A 19,232-nucleotide genomic window follows, 5' to 3' on the forward strand; every position below is an offset into this window, starting at 1 on the left:
TCAGGGCCGGGTGATTGACGCCCGTATGGCTTGCGTCAGTTGTCGCAGCAGCGAGGCCAACTCCTCCTTTTCATCGTCGATGATTGCCTGGCGCCGGTCCAGGTAGGCGTCCGAGCGTCTGTCCAATTCCTCCCGATTAAGCCTTTCGATTTTGTGGCGCGTGGTGTCCCGAATGGCCGTGAATGGCTCTGGCAGGTGGCGCGTCATGAACTCGATCCAGAAGGGTTCGGTCATCAGCGCTTCGTACGCGGCGTCGGTGTTCTTGAGCGCTTGCAGCCGCTGGCGAGCGCGGGTGACGTCTGCGGCGCTGACCCAGCTGTCGACCGAGTACAGCATTTCCTCGCGACCTACCGGCAGGCTGAACTCCTGAGCCAGCGCTATGCGTAAGTAAAGCTTGATTTCAACGTCGTCCGGGTTTTTGTCAGCGGCACGCAGCGCCAGAATATGTTCCTCTGCGAATTGGTCCAGTTCACGCAGGAAGAATACGCTGATGCTCAGTTCCATCAGTTCGCGGCTGGCTTGCAGAGTGGCGGGTTGCACCTTGGCCTGGTGACGCCGGTGCGCGATTTCCATATCAATGAAGGTCAACAGCGCACCGTCGCCGCAGGTGCCTGCCAGGTAGGTGTTGAGGAAGATTTCATTGCGCAATTCAGTGGAGTCGCCCATGGCCTCCATCAGTTTCCAGACGCGTTTGGTCAGTGCTGGGCGCAAATGCGTATTGCGATAGGCATAAGCGCTGGTCAAATCCCGGAACACCCGAAAGGCGTCATCGGGCCTGGGCTCTTCGATCTGCAGCAGTTGGTCCCAGAGGGTGCGGCGTTGTGCGTGTTCAGCCTGCGGTATGCCGCTCAACCAATCGGAACAATCTGCCGGGAGCAGTTGATGGACAATTCCGGGTAATGGCCCACCGGCGGTGTTCCCGGTGCGCAGGCGGTATTCACCTATCAATGCCAGGGACTCGGCATTCAGCGGGTTGTCATGCAAATTGATATTGCGGCTGGAGCGGACCCTTCGATCGGATTGGAACAGCGTCGTCGGCAACGTCGTCAGTTGATTCTCCTGGAGCAGCAGTTGGGTCAGGAGAGGCCTGCTTTCAGCCCCGGCGGGCCATTGATCGAGCTGGGTGTTACGCAGGTTGAGGATTCGTAAACGCTCCATGGCGCTGACGTCCGGAGCCAGGCGCAACGGGTTGTCGTTCAGGTTCAACTCCTGCAACGCCGTCATTTGCCCCAAACGTTGGCGAGCCTCCTCGGTCAAGGTGATGTTGTTGCCACCCAGGTTCAGAATTTGCAGCTGGCGCATCTGGGTGATTTCGACGGGCAGCTCGTTGAGCAGGCAATCGATATTCAGCGTACGCAGATTGGAAAAGCGACTCAGAAAGGCGTTGCCGGTGGGCGGGAAAGCATTGCCCGAGATGTTCAGGTATTCAATGTGTTCAAAGCCCCGTGTTCCCAGGATGAAGTCGGCGTCGGGCAGGTTGTTGTCATCCAGACGCAGGATCATACAGTGGGTATCGAACTGGCCGTGGATATGGCCGCGCCAGGTTTCCCGGCGCCAGGCCCGACGAATGTGCTGGGCCAGGTGGCGCCGCCGGCCCATGTTCAGCCCCAAGGGGTCGGTGGCAGAGTCGTCAATGGGCTGCGGGGTTTCTGCCCACCGGGTCAAACCGTAATCCAGGCTGGCGTATTCGACTCTGCGCCGTTCCAGTTCCAGCAGCAGGGCGGGTTGTGACAGGCCCAGTGAGTCGATCAGATCACCGGCGTGCATCGCATTGAGGCTGGGGTAGAGCGCCTGGACTTTGCTGATCAGGTCTGGCGACCGAAGGGGGCGGGCGGGCCACAGGTTTTGCAGCGAAAGCGGGTACACCACGAACGAGCTGTTTACCTGCATGGGCGGCTGCAGCCATGGCGGAATATGGGGCAGGTCGAGCAACCGTTTGATCGACACACGCTGGTTGAGCGCCAGGTCGACGATACGCGCCTGCAGCGCCGTTGGGTCCAGCCGGTCAGCCACACCCAAGGCCTCGCATTCGCGTGTCGACAGCAGCAGGATAATCGCGCTCAACAGGTCACAGGTACTGTCTGCCGGATCGTTGAGTGAACGGCCTTGTGCGTCGAGCGCACGGTAACGCCCACCCTCCCGGACAAGTGAGCGGCGATCGGTGCCGTTCAGATTACCGCCGCTCTCGAGCAGGCGCCCCGGGTCGCGTTCAGAGTGAACATCCAGGCGCAATTGTGCAGGCCAGCCCGGAAGGGTTTTGAGCAAGTGCAAGATGATGGAGTCGCTGTCGGGGTTCATCAGGGTGGTCAGGTACAGGCCTTCATACGCACGGTTGAGGCGCAGGTCGTTGGCGGTCAGCCGGGCTTGTTCGGCCAGGCGCAGGCCGACCTGATCCTTGTCCTGGAGCTGGCGCTGTTCTTTGAGCGTGGCCTGGCCGAGGATGGCCCTGACGGCACTGACGGGCAGATGGGGATGCTGAGCTTTCAGGCGCGTCTCCAGAAGTGTGCCGGGCTGTTCGCTTTGCGTGTAAAACTGCTCGAACAACTGGGCCCGTTCCTGGTAGGCGTACTCGGCGATTTTCTTTGCCAACTTGAACTGGCGTTCTTGCACGGTGCCTGGCAGTTCCCCCAGCAGCGCCTGGACCAGGGTGTCATTGAGTGCCGCATCGTGCAGCGGCGTCGGCCCTCGGGCGTCGGCTTCTGAAATCAAGATCTTCTCTATGGGGTTTTTGACCCTGGCCGGGTATTGCGCCAGTACTTGGCGTTGTCTGCCCACCACTTGCAACACATGGGTCTCAGGCCAGCCCGGCAGCAGGCTCAGCAACATCAATTGCAGGGTCGGGCGGGCGTTGTGGCGGGCTGACGCCGTGCGCATGGCCTCGATGAAGTGCAGGATTTGCCGCTCGATAGCCACCCGCTTACGGGTATCGGCAAGCAGCGGCGGTGGCGGCAGGCCGGCGCTGTGCACTTCACGCAGGGCCCGAGCCGGGGTATCGGTGATGGCGAGGATGCGTGCCGAGGTTGGCCGGTCGATGTGGAGCTCTTGCGGGCCCAGGCGATAGAGCAATGCATGGTCATCCCAGCTAAGCGGGTCTTCGCTGGCCAAGCGCCAGGCGCCGTGGCCATTGTGTTCGAGCCGTGGTGTATCGACGCCGACTTTCTGCGGATGCTTGAGCCGCCACTTGAGCACTTGTTGATCGAATGTGATCGGATACAGCGAGCCGTAGAGGGCAATCAACTGCTGGTCTCGCCATTGATAGATGCCCTCGGCATTCGCCTGCACGTGCGCCGGCAGCAGCACATTCTGTTCGTACTGCCCCAGAGAACCGTTGAGCAGGCTGACACCTTCGGGGCCGCGCCGTTCGCTCATCAGGTCGCCCAGGGTTTTGCGCAGGCCCTTGGCATCGGTGTCGGCGGTCATGCCCAATTGGGTGCGTTCGTGAGGTTGCAGCACCGAGGCAATGGCCAGGTAAAAACTGTCGGTGGTGGGCGATACAGGAATGGTGCCGCCGTTGCGCATGTCATACGCCTCGTAGCGGCCTTCGCCGTAATGGCGCAGTTCAACGGTGGTGTCATCAGGCCCCGTCGAGACATAGGGCCGGGTGATAACGCCATCGACGACCTCGGTCACCACGAAAGCGCGGTTGAGCCGCGTGCGTAGCAGGCTGGATGCAAACTCCCGGGCCCACTGGTCGTTGTCTGGATTGAACGGGCGCGAATGGTACAGGCCGTCGATGGCGGCATCGAGACGCAACGCGATGCGGTGTTGTTCCAGCCGTTGATGGACCGTGGGTGGCAGGGTGGCGTCCTGTAAAAAACGTGCTTGCTGCTCCGAGGCCAGTGGGTGTTGTTCAAGCAATTGTGCCAAGTTGGCTGGCGTGAGCGGGGGATAGCGTTCGTGCAGTTTTCGCAGCAATGGCGTGATCGCTACCAGCGGTTGAGCCACCGTGGTGGGTACAAGCGAACGGGCCGGATGGCCCGCAGGCATTTCGTGGCGGGTGTAGCCGGCGAAACGGGTCATGGCGTTGAACAGGTCGGCACGTCGGGCCTGGGCCAGGGCGCTGATTTGCAGGCGCAAGCGGGCGATACGCTGGGTATTGTTGAGCAGCGGGCTGCCGGCCTTGCCCAATACGGAACCGGCGGGTTGCTGGCGCAGGATCAGCTCAAACAGTGCCTGCCTCGTCGTTTCGCTGTCAGCAGGATCATCAAGCCCCGCGTAGCGGCCATCGTCGCGCCGCTTGATATTAATGGCCGTGGTCGTCTGCTCACTGGCGCTGTAGGTTTCGCTCAGATTGCCTTGGCCGTCATACACATTGATTGCCGCGCCCGCCGGCCACTCCGGTAATTGAGTCAGCAGGCACAGCACGGCACCGTCGGCGTGGGGCGGCATGTGGCCGCGTCGATGAAAGGTGTGGATGAGTTGTTCGATCACACGGTCGGCCTGCAGTCGACGCACCCCTTCGGTAAGGTTGACCGGCGTCGGCTGGCCTGCCCAGATAGCATCCAGGGTACTGCGGCTGGTGGCCGTGCTGCGCAGCAGGTTTTCCATGGACTCAATGGGCACGGCGGCAGCGCCATTGGGCAGCATGCGTTCGGCCAATTGCACGTTGGACAGGGTGTGTGCGTTTTGCAGGTCCAGCGTCCACGCGTCCAGGTGCGGGGCGAACACAATCGGTGGGGCAAAGCCGCCCTGGTGGTCGTTCTTGAGCACAAAGCGCATCAGGCGGTTGTCGTAGCCCACCTCCACCACGTGTTTTTGCTCGGCCGCTTGAAGCCACACGTACTGTTTGCCCCTGAGCGAATAGATCCCCTGGGCATTGGCTATCTGGCCGTTGAGCAGGTGCTGGTCGAGGATCGCGTAGCGGCTGATGTCGGGTTTCCACAGCGCAGGGCTGCCATCGTTGCGCGTGACTTTGCGTGGGTTGCCCAGTTGCTGGAGCAACTGGTCCATACGGCGACGATGTACCCGGCCGGCGGTAGAGATCAGCAGGCCGCTGATTGCCAGGTCGGCGACGTCACCCATCGCGGCGGCAAAGGTACTGGCCTCGCCCTTGAGCGCTTCGTTGACGCCCTGCGTGACGCTGTGGGCCAGGCTGCCGAATACCGCCACTTGCATGACCCGGTTCAAGCCGGTGACGCCGCCCGGTACAGGCGTCAGCAACAATTCCAGGACTTCGGCGGCAATCGCGGCGGCGCCATCGATGACGGCTTGCACGTCGCGGTCCGTACGGGTATTGGCCAATGTGGCCAGGTTGGACTGCAATTGTTGCACCATCGAGGCGGTCAAAGTGTCGACCACTGAAACGGGACGCGGGCTCTTGGGCACGGGTGTGAAGCGCAGGTCAGCCAGCGTGCGCTCGGGGAACAGGTAGTGCAGGCTGTCGTACAGAAAAGCGGCAGCGGCAGACAAACCCTCGGGGCGCTCTTGCGCGTACAACAGGCGTTTGAACTCGTTGAGTTCGGCGATCGGCAACTGGCGAGAAAACCAGCCCAGGTCGTGTTTGCGATGGCTTTCTTTGAGTTGCGCCAGAAATTGGGCATGGGCGCTGCGTGCATCGGGATGGAAACGCAGCGCGCCACCGGGGCGGAAAGGGAAGTAGGAGACCACTCCAAGGCTGGCGACCGGAATCAGCAGCAGCGGCAATGGAACAGCGCTGGCGGGCGGCGTGAGGGTGACCTGCGGAAACGCACCTGACGGTTTGCTCAGCGCCAATTGCTCAATGTGCTGGACCGTTTCATCCTTGTCGATGGCCTCGATCAACGTGTTGTAAAGCCCAAGGGTCAGGCCAGAGCTGCGGCGATTGCGATAGGCCTCTAGGGCCTCGAAGCGCAGGCAGGCGCGTGCACTGGTGCGCAACAGGGCATGCAGGTTGCCGCCCGGGCGCAACTGCGCATTGAGGGTTGCTTGCAGCGCGCCGCCCAGGTCCAGCTCGCGGGTGATAGCGATAAACGACTCCACCGTCAGCGACTTGTCGTGGCTGCCGGACAGGTAGGAAGCGTCGACGAATGTGTGGCCGGAAGCCTGGCGCGTCTGGGTGGCGAAACTGAAGTTCAGGCACGCGGCTTCCCACAATGACATCGTCGACAGGTGCGGCCGGTATTTCCATTCGTCATACGCCCTGCGAAAGCGCTTGGGGTTCAGGCCGTTGACCGTGCTTGCACGGGGCTCCCACGGGAGGGGCGGCGAGACCGGTTCCAGATAGCGTGTGTGCAGGTAGATTTTTTCCGGATCCTGGCCGCCGACCTTCGCCCTCAGGCGTGCCAGGCCCTGCGCCTTGAAGGTGCTGATCAGGGTGTTGTTGGCGGCTTCCACCGCCATGAGTGCGCGATGTGCCTCGCGCTGCAGCTTCACATACTCACGTTGTTGGGTGGGCGTGAGGCTGGCCAGGGTCTGGGCGACGGTGTCGCGGATCATTGCCAGGGCTTGTTGCCGGTTCCAGGACTCGCTGTCTTGCAAGGTCCCGGATAAACCGTTGAGCAGTAACTGGGTGGGCATGGCGCCATTTCCTTTCACGGTGAGGTGGAAGGGCAATGGAACCATCCTGCTGATGGGCGCCGTGGCTAACTATGTAGCGATGCGGCGCGGGCGGCGGCGCGTTGGTTCAGTTGCTTGTTGACGTCCAGCCACCCCGCGAGTGCCGCCATCAGCGCCGCCCCTGCCAGGGCCGTGGTCAGCTTGATCGCCAGGGAGTCGCCGGCCATGGCATTGAGCATATCGGCCAACGGTGCCAACACCACCCCCAGGCAAAACACTTCCAGGGAATAACGCCCCATCCGCGCCAGTTGTCGGGCCAGCCACTGTTGCGTCCAACCGACATCGGGAAGGAGTTTGGCGGTGACGTAGGCCAAGGCCAGGAAGTGCAGCAGGCGCACGGGGGACAGGTCAGTCTTGCTGATAGGGTACAGCCATTCGCCAATCGCCCTCGGCATCCAGGCGTCGTGCACCTCGGGCCAGCGCCACGACAAGGTGATCACGCAGGTCACCAACACGTAGACCGCAGCGGCCACCAATAGCGGTTGGCGCAGCAGCGGGCGTGCATCGACCGGGCCTGGCGAACGCAAGGCCGACGCACCGCCGAGGATAAACAGGCATTGCCAGGTGACAGGGTTGAAGTACCACACGCCGCCGTTGCTGGCCGGCAGGTTCCAGCCTTGCCAAGGCGCCAGCAGATACACCGCTAACGATATCGCCACCATCAGCGTGGGCGCTCGCACCAGCAGCGGCAGGGTAATGGGCAGGCTCATCATCAGCACGATATACAGCGGCAATGGGTCGGTCAGGTTGGGTTTGAAGCGCAGCAACAGCTCATCGAGCAGGGCCTGCTGGGTGTGAGTGAGGAAATATTCGAGGCCCATCTCCTGCACCAAATCGCGGGTTTCGATATGGCTGTTGGCAAAAATCACGATGCCCATCAACAACGCCAACAGGAAAATATGCACCACGTAAAGCGTCCATACCCGGCGCAGGATCTTCACGCAGGCGAACACGTAGCCGTCGCGCAGCAGGATCTTGCCGTAGGCCAGCACCGCCGCGTAGCCGGCCAGGAACACGAAGATTTCGGCGGCGTCACTGAAGCCGAAATTCTGCACGGTGACATTGGCCAGGGGGTTGTGAGGCACGTGATCCCAGAAAATGAAGATCAACGCCAGGCCCCGAAAAAAATCGATGCGCGGGTCGCGTCCGTTCAGCATGGCAGCGGGCTCTTGAACAAGTAGTTGATTGACGATAGGTGAGCGTGGGCGTCGCCGCACGTAGGGCGGGCGCAGGTTGGCGGTATTTGTAAGCAATTGCAAAGGCTGGGTATTACTGAATGTCTCTAGAGATCAATGATCACCAGGGTGCCCTGGCTGCCTATGAGCACACCGTGGGCAGTGCCGGCTTCCACCAGGTACATCTGGCCGGCGTCCACCCTGATGGCTTGATCACCGATGCGCAGGTGCAAGTACCCGCTGATCACCAACAACCCTTCGTTGTAGTCGTGGGTCTCTTCCTCGTACGCCTGTTCATCCATGCGCAGTACTTTGATCCGCGCCGGGCCAACCTGGCCCAGACGTGTGGATGTCCAACTGTCGGGCAGTTGCGCGGCGATAGCGACGAAGTCCAATAACGGCATGTGAATCTCCTTGTTTCAACGATGCCGTCGGTGGTCCGGTTCAGCAGGCGGCGGGTCTTGTCAGAAAGCGTCCATCAACAAGACCCGGCACGGCTTGGCTTGATGCTCATTGATCTGGGGCACCAACCGTTTGAAGTGCTCGGTCTGGCAGTGCGCATCCAGCGCCGCTTGATCCGGCCATTGCTCGATAAAAATGAAGTGCCCGGGGTCTTTTTGATCGACAAACAAGTCGTAGGCGATGCACAGCGGTTCCTGGCGGGTTTTTTCCACCAGTTCGGCGTACCAGGGGCGCACGGTTTCCACATGTTCGGGCTTGATAAAGTCTTCGGCGATGACTTTCAACATGCTAGGTGTCCTTTAGGCTGCAGCAATTTCATGCGGCTCAAAACTGTCCGCCCGCGCCATCTGCCACATCCGCGAATAAAACTCGCCGTTCACTTCCCCGGTGAGCAACTCCCCAGGCTTCAGGAATACATGCAACTGCGAAAACAGTTTGATCTCGGTCGCCGACATGCGTCGCACCAAGTGCTTGGCCGACAACTGCGACGGGTGATCGAGCCCGGCGGCGGCGAGCATTTCGGCCAAAGCGTGCAGCGTGTTGCGGTGGAAGTTGAATACCCGCTGGGCCTTGTCCGGCACCACCAAGGCACGTTGACGCAGTGGGTCTTGCGTCGCCACGCCGGTCGGGCATTTGTTGGTGTGGCATGACTGCGACTGAATGCAGCCAATGGCGAACATGAAACCACGCGCCGAGTTGGCCCAGTCGGCGCCGATGGCCAGGACGCTGGCGATGTCGAACGCACTGACAATCTTGCCGCTGGCACCCAGCTTGATCTTGTCGCGCAGGTTCAGGCCCACCAGGGTGTTGTGCACGAACAGCAAGCCTTCACGCAGTGGCACGCCAATATGGTCGGTGAACTCCACGGGGGCGGCGCCGGTGCCCCCTTCCTTGCCGTCCACCACGATAAAATCCGGAAGGATGCCGGTTTCGAGCATGGCCTTGGCGATGCCCATGAATTCCCACGGGTGGCCCAGGCAGAACTTGAAGCCCACCGGTTTGCCGCCGGACAGTTCGCGCAATTGGGCGATGAATTGCATCAGCTCGATGGGCGTGGAGAACGCACTGTGGCGTGACGGTGATATGCAGTCTTCGCCCATCATGATGCCGCGCGTATCGGCGATTTCCTGGGTGACCTTGTGCTTGGGCAGGATCCCGCCATGGCCGGGCTTGGCGCCTTGGCTCATCTTGATTTCGATCATGCGCACTTGCGGGTTCTGGGCCTGTACGGCGAAGCGTTCGGGGTCGAAACGGCCGTCGCTGGTGCGGCAACCGAAGTAACCGCTGCCCAGTTCCCAGGTAAGGTCGCCGCCGTTTTCTCGGTGATAGGGGCTGATGCTGCCTTCGCCGGTGTCATGGGCAAAGTTGCCGAGCTTGGCGCCGTGGTTGAGTGCCCGGATTGCGTTGGCGCTCAATGAGCCGAAACTCATGGCCGAGATATTGAACACCGACGCCGAGTATGGCTGTGCACACTGCGGGCCGCCGACCATCACGCGAAAGCTGCTGGGGTCGCTCAGTGGCGCAGGGCGCATGGAGTGGCCGATAAATTCAAAGCCTGACTGGTACACGTCAATCAGGGTGCCGAAGGGTTTGTCCGCCGTTTCGTTCTTGGCGCGCGAATACACCAGCGAGCGCTGGGCGCGGGAGAAGGGCAGGGCGTCGCTGTCTGACTCCAGCAGGTACTGGCGGATTTCCGGGCGGATGGTTTCTACCAGGTAACGAATATTGCCCAGGATCGGATAGTTGCGGCGCACCGCATGGGGGCTTTGCAGAAGGTCGACAATGCCGATCAGGCTGAGTACGCCGGTGACCAGCGTGATCGGCCACAGCCATTCATGTTCGATAAAGGGGAGGCTGGCGAGGGTGAAAATGACGCACACAGCAAAGAAGGCGTAGCGGCTTAACAAGGACAGGCTCATACGGTTTCCTTGGGTTCGGACTCTTCAGGTCGATCCGCCATTCTGCGCCTGTCAGGAAACCATAGACAACCTGTGGGAATATTCAGTTTGGCAACGCGGGTGGGACAGACTGGCCTGGGATAGACACCTGTCGGCGCTTGATTCGGTTCTACCCTTGTCAGCATTGATAGTTTCGGGCCGCTCTCAGCATCATCTTACTAGACGCAACAAGCCTAACCTTATTGCAAAAGGTTCTCGTTTGGGTGCTTGATGTTGTGTTACTGTATAACAAATCAACCGCACCCAGACGCCCCGGAGGCCTCATGAAAGCTGGTATCCACCCCGACTACCGCACCGTGCTGTTCCACGACACTGCCGCCGACGTGTTCTTCCTCATCGGTTCCACCGCCGACAGTGATCGCACCCATAAGCACAGCGACGGCAACACCTATCCCTACATCCCGCTGGACGTCTCCAGCGCCTCGCACCCGGTCTACACCGGTCAGCAGCGCAAGACCCAGGCCGAAGGCCGGATTGCCGGGTTCAACAAGCGTTTTGCATCGTTTGGGTCGAGCCCGAAAAAAGCTGACGCATGAGCATGATTCGGCGGCGTGCCCTACGCCGCCGTCTGCCGAATCGGCAGTACTACCCGAAACTTCGTACCCTTGCCTACCTCACTGCTGACGCTGATATCGCCACGGTGTTTCTTGACGATCCCGTAGGACAACGACAACCCCAACCCCGTCCCTTCGCCCACCGGCTTGGTGGTGAAGAACGGGTCGAAAATCTTCTGCACGGTGTCGGGGGCAATCCCACAGCCGTTGTCTGCGACTTCCAGCCACACGTTTTCGCCTTCCACTCCGTTGCTGATGGTAATGGTGCCGCGCTCAGGGCCCATGGCTTGTGCGGCGTTGATCACCAGGTTCATCACCACCTGGTTGAGTTGGGAGGCCAGGCATTCGATTTCCGGCAGCGGCGTGTAGTGCTTGACCACATCGGCCTTGTACTTGAGTTCGCTGGCGACGATGTTCAGCGTCGAATCGATGCCTTGCTGCAGGTTGGCGAATTGCCAGGTCTGGTCGTTATCCACCCGTGAGAAGTTCTTCAGGTCCTTGACGATTTGCACCACACGGCCGATGCCGTCCTTGGATTCGCGGATCAGGATCGGAATGTCGTCCTTGAGAAAATCCAGGTCCAGCTCGTTGCGCAATGCCGTGAGCGGTTCGCGATGTTCTGGCGCGCCGATGTGCGCTTCGCTGCGCTGGTAGGCATCGAGCATCTGTTGCAGCTGCTTGAAGTAGCTGTCGAGGGTGCTGAGGTTGGAGGAAATAAAGCCCACAGGGTTGTTGATCTCATGGGCGACACCGGCTGCGAGTTGCCCCAGTGAGGCGAGTTTTTCCGACTGCACCAGTTGGCTTTCCAGGAGCTTGCGCTCTTCAATTTCCAGTTGCAGCGCTTGGGTGCGCTCTTCCACCAACCGCTCCAGCTGCGAGGTTTGCAAGGAGGCGCGGCGGGCCATGTCCCATTTGTTGGCCAGGGTGTTGGCCATTTGCTGGACTTCAATGTTGTCGAACGGCTTTTTCAGGATCAGCAGGCGGTCGTGGGCGTGCAGGCGAAACAACAGGTCATCCCAGGAATAGTCCGAGTAGGCGGTGCACACCACCACTTGCAGGTCGGGGGCGACTTTCCATAGTTCTTCAATGGTCTTGGCGCCGTCCCAGCCCTGGGGCATGCGCATGTCAACGAAGGCCAAGGCATAGGGGCGCTGCTGCGCCATGGCGCTGGTCAGCAAGCCCAGGCCTTCCTCGCCGCCATACGCGCCGTGCAGTTCGAATGCCTGGGCTTGGGGTTTGGCCGCGTCGCCAAACAGTGCCGACTCCATCTCATCCAGCGCTTCGGTTGAGGCTTCGTCGGGCATCAGGATCTTGCGAAAATCCTCATGGATGGACGGTGTGTCATCGATCAGCAGGATGCGCCGGTTGGGAGGTTGGTTCATGAGCTGCTTCCGGCAAGGGTCAGGGGGATGGTCAAGGTGAAGACGGCGCCAAGGCCCGGCCCGTCGCTGTGGGCGCTGAGCTGGCCGTTCATTTCCACGGCGGCCAGGGCGCAGCTGTGCAGGCCGAAGCCGTGGCCTTCCTTGCGGGTGGTAAAACCGTGGGTGAAGATGCGTGCCATGTTCTCGGGCGGTATGCCTTCGCCATCGTCCTTCACGCTGATCTTCAGGGTCTCATCGCCTACCGATTCCACCGCCAGGGTGATTTGCCGTGGCCGCTCAGACAGTTTGTCCATGGCGTATTTGGCGTTGCTGATCAGGTTGACCATGATCAGCAGTAACCGGTGCTTGTCCGCCAGAATCTCCGGCACCGGGGCGTACGCTTTCACAACAGTGACATGGTGACGGCTCAGCGCGCCGGCGTTCATGCGCAGGGCGTCGTCCATCAAGGCGCTGATATTGACCGGCTCCAGCAAGGTAGACGCACCCGCATAGGATTGCTGGGTCGAGACGATGTCCTTGATGTGGTCCACGCTTTTGCTCAACTGCGCCAGCTCATCGCTCATGCCTTGCTGTTCGATGGCAATCGCTTCGACCAACTGGTTCAGATAGCCCGGCAGCAGCTTGCCCTTTTCATCCTCGGTTAGGAAGGTACCCAGGTCGCCTTGGTGAGCGTTGATCAGTTGCATGGCCTTGCCCAGGCCGAGCGCCTTGCTGCTGCGCAACTTGCGGCTGACCAGGTCGGCGGAGATGTTCACACTGTTGAGCACGTTACCGACGTTGTGCAGCACGTTAGTGGCGATCTCCGCCATGCCGGCCTGGCGGGCGCTGTCCATCAGCTCGCTCTGGGCATCCTTGAGCTGTTGCGTGCGCCGCTCCACCCGTTGCTCCAGGGTTTCGTTGGCGGCCTGCAAGGCGCGGTTGACGCGGTTGATCTCGGCGAAGCTGCGCAGCAGGCGCACCGCCAGATAAAGCAGTAACACCACCAGCAAGGTCGAGAAGATCAGCAGGTAGCGATGATACTGATGATCGATGAGGTCAGTGGCCTGCTGGTCCTGATTGAGGTGAGTGGTCAGGTCATCGAGGTGTTCGGCCACCGGTACGGCGGCAATCCGCTCGAGCAGGCTGTTGACCAGTGGCTGTTCGCGCAGGATCAGCGAAATATGATTGCTGAGAATCTCCACCGGTGCCTGGAACTCGCTGGGCAGGCTCTGTTGGTTGATGGCCAGCTTGCCCAGGCCCACCAGGATATCGGCGGCACGTTCGTCGCTGGTGACCTGGGCGAACTCCAGGCTGCTGAGCAGCAGGTCGTAAGTGTCGGTGGCCACGCTTTGCAGTTGCAGGCGGCCTTCGTCGGTCATGCTGTTGAATTGGGCCTGGATGTCGTCTTCGGCCGTCGGCAAAAAAGCCAATGAGTTACGCAGCACTGCGTTGTGGGATTTGAACTGGTCGACGAGCCGGGCTTTTTCCTCGATGGCCGTCAGGTACGCCGCATGGCTGGCTTGCCAACCGGGCAGGTCGGCAGCGCTGTGGTAGGTGTCGCGGCTCTCCAGTTCAGCGCCGATGCGGGTCATTTCGGTCAGCGGTGTGACCAGTGGGTCGTAGTTGTGGGTGATCGCGATGCGGGCCTTGAGTACTTCGCTGTCCCACTGGGCATTGAGCTGCTGGAGTTGGCGGATCAAGTCGCGCGACTGGGTATAAGTGGCTGTCTGGTCGCGTGAAGACTTGAGGTACAAAAACACCAGGGTGGAGGCCAGGAGCAGGGTGATGAGACCTAGCAGGATCTGACTGGTGCGTCGGCGTGACAAGGGTCTCATAACGGCTTGCCCGCCCATTCACCGGTCAGGGTCTTGAGAAACTGGATAATCAGGTCCTTGTCTTCCTGGGACGGGTTGCGCCCCAACTGGTACTTGAACATTACGTCAACCGCCTCTTCAAGGGTCTTGGCCGAGGCGTCGTGGAAGTACGGCGCCGTGACGGCCACATTGCGCAGGCTGGGCACCTTGAACACATGGCGGTCCTCTTCATCCTGGGTCAGCAGGTAGCGCCCCAGGTCTGATTCCAGCGGGTTGCCGCGGGCCTTGAAGTAGTCGCCCATCACGCCGAACTTCTGGAACATATTGCCGCCAATGTTCACGCCCTGGTGACAGGCGATGCAGCCGTAATCCTTGAAGCGTTGGTAGCCGTATTTTTCCTGGCGGGTCAGGATATCGGTGTTGCCCAGCAAGTATTGGTCAAACCGCGAGTTGGGTGTCAGCAGCGTGCGCTCGTAGGTGGCCAGGGCATTTTGCACATTGGAAGCGGTGACGCCATCGGGATAGGCCTGTTTGAACGCGTTCTGGTAGGCGGGCAGGGCAGAAAGGTTGCGCACCACGGTATTCCAGTCGCTGCCCATTTCCACCCGGCTGATCACCACCTGCTCGACCTGGGCCTGCAGCGTGTCCACCCGACCGTTCCAGAACTGTTTGAAGTTCAGGCTGGCATTGAACACGGACGGGGTGTTGATCTGCACCGGTTTGCCGTCAAAGCCAATGGAGAATGGCTTGTTGTCGGCGCCGCCGCTGGTCAGTTGGTGACAGCTCGCGCAGGACAAGGTGTTGTTGACCGACAAGCGCGGCTCGTTGAACAGTTGGCGACCCAATTCAACCTTGGCCGGGTCCAGTACTGGAACCGCCGGCAAGGGCTTGAGTGCTTCGTCCAGCGGCGCGGCTGACAGCGATGCGGTGCCCAGGCATAACGCGAACATCAGGCCGGAACGGTGGTTTACGACATTGCTCAAGCGAGCACTCCTTGCAGGCCCAGGGCTATTGATTTTATTGATCCGGCATCAGTGTCGCGCTATCCGTTTGCAGCAACTGCACGAAATCTTTCGAAGGCAGCGCCTTGCTGAACAGAAAACCCTGGCCCTCCTCACACTGCTGGGCTTTGAGGAAATTCAGTTGGTCGACGGTTTCCACGCCTTCGGCAATGATGTTCAGTTCCAGGCTCTTGCCCATGCCGATGATAGCGCTGATCAATTGTTCGTCCTGGCTATTGATGCGCAGGCCGCGCACGAAGGATTGATCGATCTTCAGCACGTCGATGGGAAAGCGCCGCAGGTAGCTGAGGCTGGAGTAGCCAGTGCCGAAATCGTCCAGGGCCAGGCGGATGCCCATGGCCTTGATCTTTTGCAGGGTTTCCACGGTTTCGTCGACGTTCTGCATCAGCACGCTTTCGGTGATTTCCAGTTCCAGTTGGGTGGGCGGCAGGCCGGTGTCCTTGAGGATGGCGGCCAGGTTGTCGACGAAGTCCCGTTGGCGAAAGTCGATCGCCGAGATGTTCACCGACATGCGCAGGGGCGCCAGGCCCATCTCGCGCCAGGCTTGGGCCTGTGTACAGGCTTGGCGCAGTACCCACTGAGTCAGGCGTACGATCAGGCCGCTGTCTTCGGCGACCGGAATAAACTCCGCCGGGCTGACCCTACCCGACTGCGGTCGAAACCAGCGTGTCAGCGCTTCCGCACCGACGATGCGCCCGGTCTCCAGCGCCAGCTTGGGCTGGTAATGCAGCACAAACTCATCGCGGTCCAGCGCCTGGCGGATCGCGCTTTCCAGGTTTTGCTGGTGCTGGGCGCGCAGGTTCATGTCTTCGGTGTAAAAGCTGAAATCCCCCGGGCCGCGTTCTTTGCTGGTGCGCATCGCGGTTTCAGCGTGCTTGAGCAAACCCACGGCATTGTTGCTGTCATCGGGGTAAATACTGATGCCCAGGCTGGCGCTCACACTCAGGTCATGCCCCGCGACATGGCGAGTCGCGCTGACGGCATTGAGTACCTTTTGCGCAATGTGCTGGGTTTGCTGGGGGTGCTGGATATCGTTAAGCAGCACCACGAACTCGTCAGAGCCGTAACGAAACACCGAATCCGACGCCCGCACCGCCGCCACCAGGCTCAGGCTCACCTGCGCCAGCACCTCGTCGCCTGCCGGATAGCCTAGGGCGTTGTTGATGCGCTTGAAGCGGTCGAGCCCCAGAAACATCACCGCCAGTTGCGTGTCGTGCCTGCGGGCCAAGGCGATCGCCTGGGTCAGGCGGTCGCCCAGCAACGTGCTGTTGGGCAACTCCGTCAGGGCGTCGTATTGCAATAAATGCGAGACCTTGAGCAGCTCCTGCACGCGTTCCTCGATGGTGCGCTCCAGGCTGATCACCTTGAGGGCCGCATCTTGGGCCAGTTGCCATTTCCAGGTCAGGGCGCTGGCCATCTGGCGGATTTCCAGGTGGTCGAAGGGCTTTTTCAGAATCAGCAGTTGGTCGTTGTACTTCAGGCGCGCTTCGATGGCCTCGAAGGAATAGTCGGAATAGGCCGTGCAGAGCGCGATTTGCAGGTTGGGGTCCACCTCCCACAACTGTTCGATGGTGTGCAGGCCGTCCCAGCCAGGGGGCATGCGCATGTCGATAAACACCATGGCGTAGGGCGAGTGGGCGTCCAGGGCTTTCTTGACCAGCGCCAAGGCTTCCTGGCCCTGATAGGCCGAGTCCAGGTCAAACGCCTGGCGCACCGGCACCGTGGTGCCGAACAGGGCGGACTCCAGAGTGTCGAGGGAGGGCTCGCCGTACTCGTCGGCACAAAGGATCTTGCGGAAATCCTGGTGGATCGAAGCCGTGTCATCCACGATCAGGATGCGCCGGTTGGCCCGGCCCGATTCCGTCCTCATGGCGCACTCGGCACGTGCAAAAGGCTTGATGGCATGACAATTCCTTCCCTGGTTCTACAACTGAACGGGGCGCGAGCATGCAGTGCAGCATAGTTGAGTTCCCTTGATATCGACGGCCAGTTGGCGTCAAATCAATCGCGCTTTGTATTGCGCGGATTCAATTTAGCTTAACTTCGTTTAATTTGAAGGCAGAGTCGCCATGGATGAACAACTCGCTACGAAGTCCGTTGTTTTGCTGGTCGACGATGAAGAGTCGATCCTTAACAGCCTGCGCCGCCTGCTGCGCGGCCAGCCCTATGACGTGGTATTGGCCACCAGCGGCGCCCAGGCGCTGGAGATCATGGCGACCCGGCCTATCGATCTGGTGATGAGCGATGCGCGCATGCCCGGCATGGACGGCGCCACGCTGCTGGCCGAGGTCCACCGCCTGTATCCCGCCACCAGCCGCATCCTGCTCACCGGCTACGCCGACCTGACCACCATCATCAAGGCGATCAACGACGGGCAGATCCACCGCTACATCAGCAAACCCTGGAACGACGAAGAGTTGCAACTGGTGTTGCAGCAAACCCTCGAGCATCAACGGCTTGAACGCCTGGCCCGAGACCAGACCGAACAGCTCAAGCTGCTCAACGCCACCCTGGAAAAACGCGTGGCGGCGCGTACCGCCGAGTTGCAACAAACCGCCGACATGCTCGACCTGGCCTACGACGAGCTCAAGCGCAGCTACGTGACCGGCACCGAAGTCTTCTCGCTGCTGGCCAACCTGCGCTTGCCCAAGGACAAACAGACCAACCGTGCGTTGATCGAGTTGATCCGTGTGTATTGCGCCGCCCAGTCCATGGACGAATCCAGCACCCGTGACCTGACCATGGCCGCCGCGTTGTACAACATCGGCAAGTTGAGCTGGACCGACAGCATGATGGTTGCACCGTCGGACAAACTGCATAGCACCGACCGCGGTTTGTACCGTGAGTATCCGGGGCAGAGCGAGTCGTTGCTGATGACCCTGGAGCCGATGAAGGACGCGGCGCGGATAATTCGTCATCACCAGGAACGTTGGGACGGCACGGGGTTTCCCGACCACCTCAAGGGCGATACCATCCCGCCCGGTTCACGGCTGCTGAAGCTGGCGGTGGACTTTATCGAATTGCAGAAAGGCCTGATCCTGGAGCGACACCTCAACAGCGACGAAGCGCTGTTGTATATCCGCAAGTACGCCGGGCGCCTGTATGACCCGGCGTTGGTGGAAGATTTTGTGCAAGCCTGCGCCACCTTCCTCAGCGACGTGACCCTGGGCGACCCTACGGTCAAAGTCCTCACCACCCGTGAGCTTGAGGCCGGTATGGTGTTGGCCCGTAACCTCAACGCCGATAACGGCATGCTGTTGCTCAATGCCGGCAAAGTGCTGAACTTGCCGCTGGTGGACAAATTGATCGCGTTCGAAGCGATGGAAGGCGCCAAGTACAGCGTATTTATCAAACAGCCCGAAGAGACCTCGATTCTTTCATGAATGATTCAACCATCCGCATCGCCGCCGCCATCCTCATTGATCAAGCCGGCCAGACCCTGCTGGTGCGCAAGCGCGGCACCCAGGCGTTCATGCAACCTGGCGGCAAGATCGACGCGGGCGAACAACCCGTCCAGGCGCTGGCCCGTGAGCTGTATGAAGAGTTGAACCTGCACATCAAGGTAGAGGACGCCACGTACCTCGGCCAATTCTCGGCGCCTGCCGCCAACGAACCGGGCTTCACCGTGCAAGCCGAGCTGTTCCAGGTGCAGATCGACGTTGCGGTGATGCCAGCGGCGGAAATTGAAGAAATCCGCTGGATCGACCCCTCGGGCGATGGCGGCCTGCAATTGGCGCCGCTGACCCGCGATACGATCCTACCGCTCTACCGCGCGTCGCTGATCGACGCATGATCATTCGCGCGCTGGAGGCCAAAGACGCGCCTGCTTACCGGGCGTTGATGCTACAGGCGTATGGCGCTTATCCCCAGGCGTTCACCTCCAGCGTGGCCGAGCGTGCTCTGATGCCCCTGAGCTGGTGGGAAAAACGCCTCGACAGCCCGTTGGACCGGCTGTTTGGCGCCTTCGACGGCGATCAGTTGGCGGGTATTGTCGGCCTTGCGTTCGAGCCACGGGAAAAGGCCCGGCACAAAGTCACCTTGTTCGGCATGTACGTGACCGAGGCTTATCAACAGCAGGGGCTGGGGCGGCAACTGGTGCAAGCGGCACTGGAAGAGGCCCGCCGCCACCCGCGCCTGAAGCTGATCCAACTGACGGTCACCGCCGGCAATGACGCCGCCTTTGCGCTCTATCAGCGCTGCGGTTTCATTCAGTACGGCCTGGAGCCACTGGCGGTGCGGGTAGGCGTCGAATACTTCGACAAGATCCACATGTGGCGTGAATTGCACGTTGACTGAAATTCACTGTGGGAGCTGGCTTGCCTGCGATAGCATCACCACGGTGTAACTGAAAC

General features: G+C 60.7%; 13 protein-coding genes. 4 read left to right on the top strand and 9 right to left on the bottom strand.

Annotation, left to right across the window (positions count from 1 at the left end; translation table 11 throughout):
* The 5 genes from AC07S6_RS22420 to AC07S6_RS22440 all read right to left on the bottom strand — a co-directional run bounded on the left by AC07S6_RS22420 (nucleotide 1) and on the right by AC07S6_RS22440 (nucleotide 10,090).
* Complete coding sequence (locus AC07S6_RS22420; protein ID WP_495113079.1) at nucleotides 1-6,495, bottom strand: NEL-type E3 ubiquitin ligase domain-containing protein; 6,495 nt, start codon at nucleotides 6,493-6,495, stop codon at nucleotides 1-3.
* A gap of 65 nt (nucleotides 6,496-6,560) precedes the next feature.
* Nucleotides 6,561-7,691 carry an OpgC family protein gene (locus AC07S6_RS22425; RefSeq protein ID WP_019817685.1) on the bottom strand — a complete coding sequence of 377 codons (1,131 nt, stop codon included), beginning with the start codon at nucleotides 7,689-7,691 and terminating at the stop codon, nucleotides 6,561-6,563.
* Nucleotides 7,692-7,816: 125 nt separating this feature from the next.
* Entirely contained in the window at nucleotides 7,817-8,113 is a 297-nt protein-coding gene (locus tag AC07S6_RS22430; protein ID WP_014717105.1) for a cupin domain-containing protein, read from the bottom strand.
* 60 nt (nucleotides 8,114-8,173) lie between these two features.
* Nucleotides 8,174-8,458 carry a putative quinol monooxygenase gene (locus tag AC07S6_RS22435; RefSeq protein ID WP_495113080.1) on the bottom strand — a complete coding sequence of 95 codons (285 nt, stop codon included), beginning with the start codon at nucleotides 8,456-8,458 and terminating at the stop codon, nucleotides 8,174-8,176.
* Between the two features lie 12 nt (nucleotides 8,459-8,470).
* Nucleotides 8,471-10,090, bottom strand: a complete 1,620-nt coding sequence (locus AC07S6_RS22440) for an FMN-binding glutamate synthase family protein (protein WP_020301187.1) — start codon at nucleotides 10,088-10,090, stop codon at nucleotides 8,471-8,473.
* 302 nt (nucleotides 10,091-10,392) lie between these two features.
* Between AC07S6_RS22440 and AC07S6_RS22445 the strand changes: the two genes are divergently transcribed.
* Nucleotides 10,393-10,665: a type B 50S ribosomal protein L31 gene (locus tag AC07S6_RS22445; protein WP_014717108.1), complete on the top strand. Its 273-nt coding sequence runs from the start codon at nucleotides 10,393-10,395 to the stop codon at nucleotides 10,663-10,665.
* A 20-nt stretch (nucleotides 10,666-10,685) separates the two neighbouring features.
* On the opposite strand, the gene AC07S6_RS22450 is transcribed toward AC07S6_RS22445, so the two are convergent.
* From AC07S6_RS22450 to AC07S6_RS22465, 4 genes are read right to left on the bottom strand one after another with little or no spacing between them, the layout of a single operon-like run.
* Complete coding sequence (locus AC07S6_RS22450; protein ID WP_495113081.1) at nucleotides 10,686-12,065, bottom strand: ATP-binding protein; 1,380 nt, start codon at nucleotides 12,063-12,065, stop codon at nucleotides 10,686-10,688.
* Complete coding sequence (locus AC07S6_RS22455; protein WP_130174685.1) at nucleotides 12,062-13,879, bottom strand: DAHL domain-containing sensor histidine kinase; 1,818 nt, start codon at nucleotides 13,877-13,879, stop codon at nucleotides 12,062-12,064. The genes AC07S6_RS22450 and AC07S6_RS22455 overlap by 4 nt, the downstream gene beginning before the upstream one ends.
* Nucleotides 13,876-14,841 carry a cytochrome-c peroxidase gene (locus AC07S6_RS22460; RefSeq protein WP_495113082.1) on the bottom strand — a complete coding sequence of 322 codons (966 nt, stop codon included), beginning with the start codon at nucleotides 14,839-14,841 and terminating at the stop codon, nucleotides 13,876-13,878. The genes AC07S6_RS22455 and AC07S6_RS22460 overlap by 4 nt, the downstream gene beginning before the upstream one ends.
* Nucleotides 14,842-14,875: 34 nt before the next feature.
* Nucleotides 14,876-16,750 (bottom strand): putative bifunctional diguanylate cyclase/phosphodiesterase, encoded by a 1,875-nt coding sequence (locus AC07S6_RS22465; protein ID WP_495113083.1) that lies wholly within the window; start codon nucleotides 16,748-16,750, stop codon nucleotides 14,876-14,878.
* Nucleotides 16,751-16,949: 199 nt separating this feature from the next.
* Between AC07S6_RS22465 and nosR the strand changes: the two genes are divergently transcribed.
* From nosR to AC07S6_RS22480, 3 genes are read left to right on the top strand one after another with little or no spacing between them, the layout of a single operon-like run.
* A complete protein-coding gene (gene nosR / locus AC07S6_RS22470; RefSeq protein ID WP_014717113.1) occupies nucleotides 16,950-18,263 on the top strand; it encodes a response regulator c-di-GMP phosphodiesterase, NosR family in 1,314 nt (437 codons plus the stop codon).
* Nucleotides 18,260-18,673: an NUDIX hydrolase gene (locus AC07S6_RS22475; RefSeq protein WP_014717114.1), complete on the top strand. Its 414-nt coding sequence runs from the start codon at nucleotides 18,260-18,262 to the stop codon at nucleotides 18,671-18,673. Before nosR ends, AC07S6_RS22475 begins: the two co-directional genes overlap by 4 nt.
* A complete protein-coding gene (locus AC07S6_RS22480; RefSeq protein ID WP_032903295.1) occupies nucleotides 18,670-19,176 on the top strand; it encodes a GNAT family N-acetyltransferase in 507 nt (168 codons plus the stop codon). The genes AC07S6_RS22475 and AC07S6_RS22480 overlap by 4 nt, the downstream gene beginning before the upstream one ends.
* Nucleotides 19,177-19,232 lie beyond the last annotated feature (56 nt).

This window comes from Pseudomonas sp. GW821-FHT07B01 (assembly GCF_059419065.1).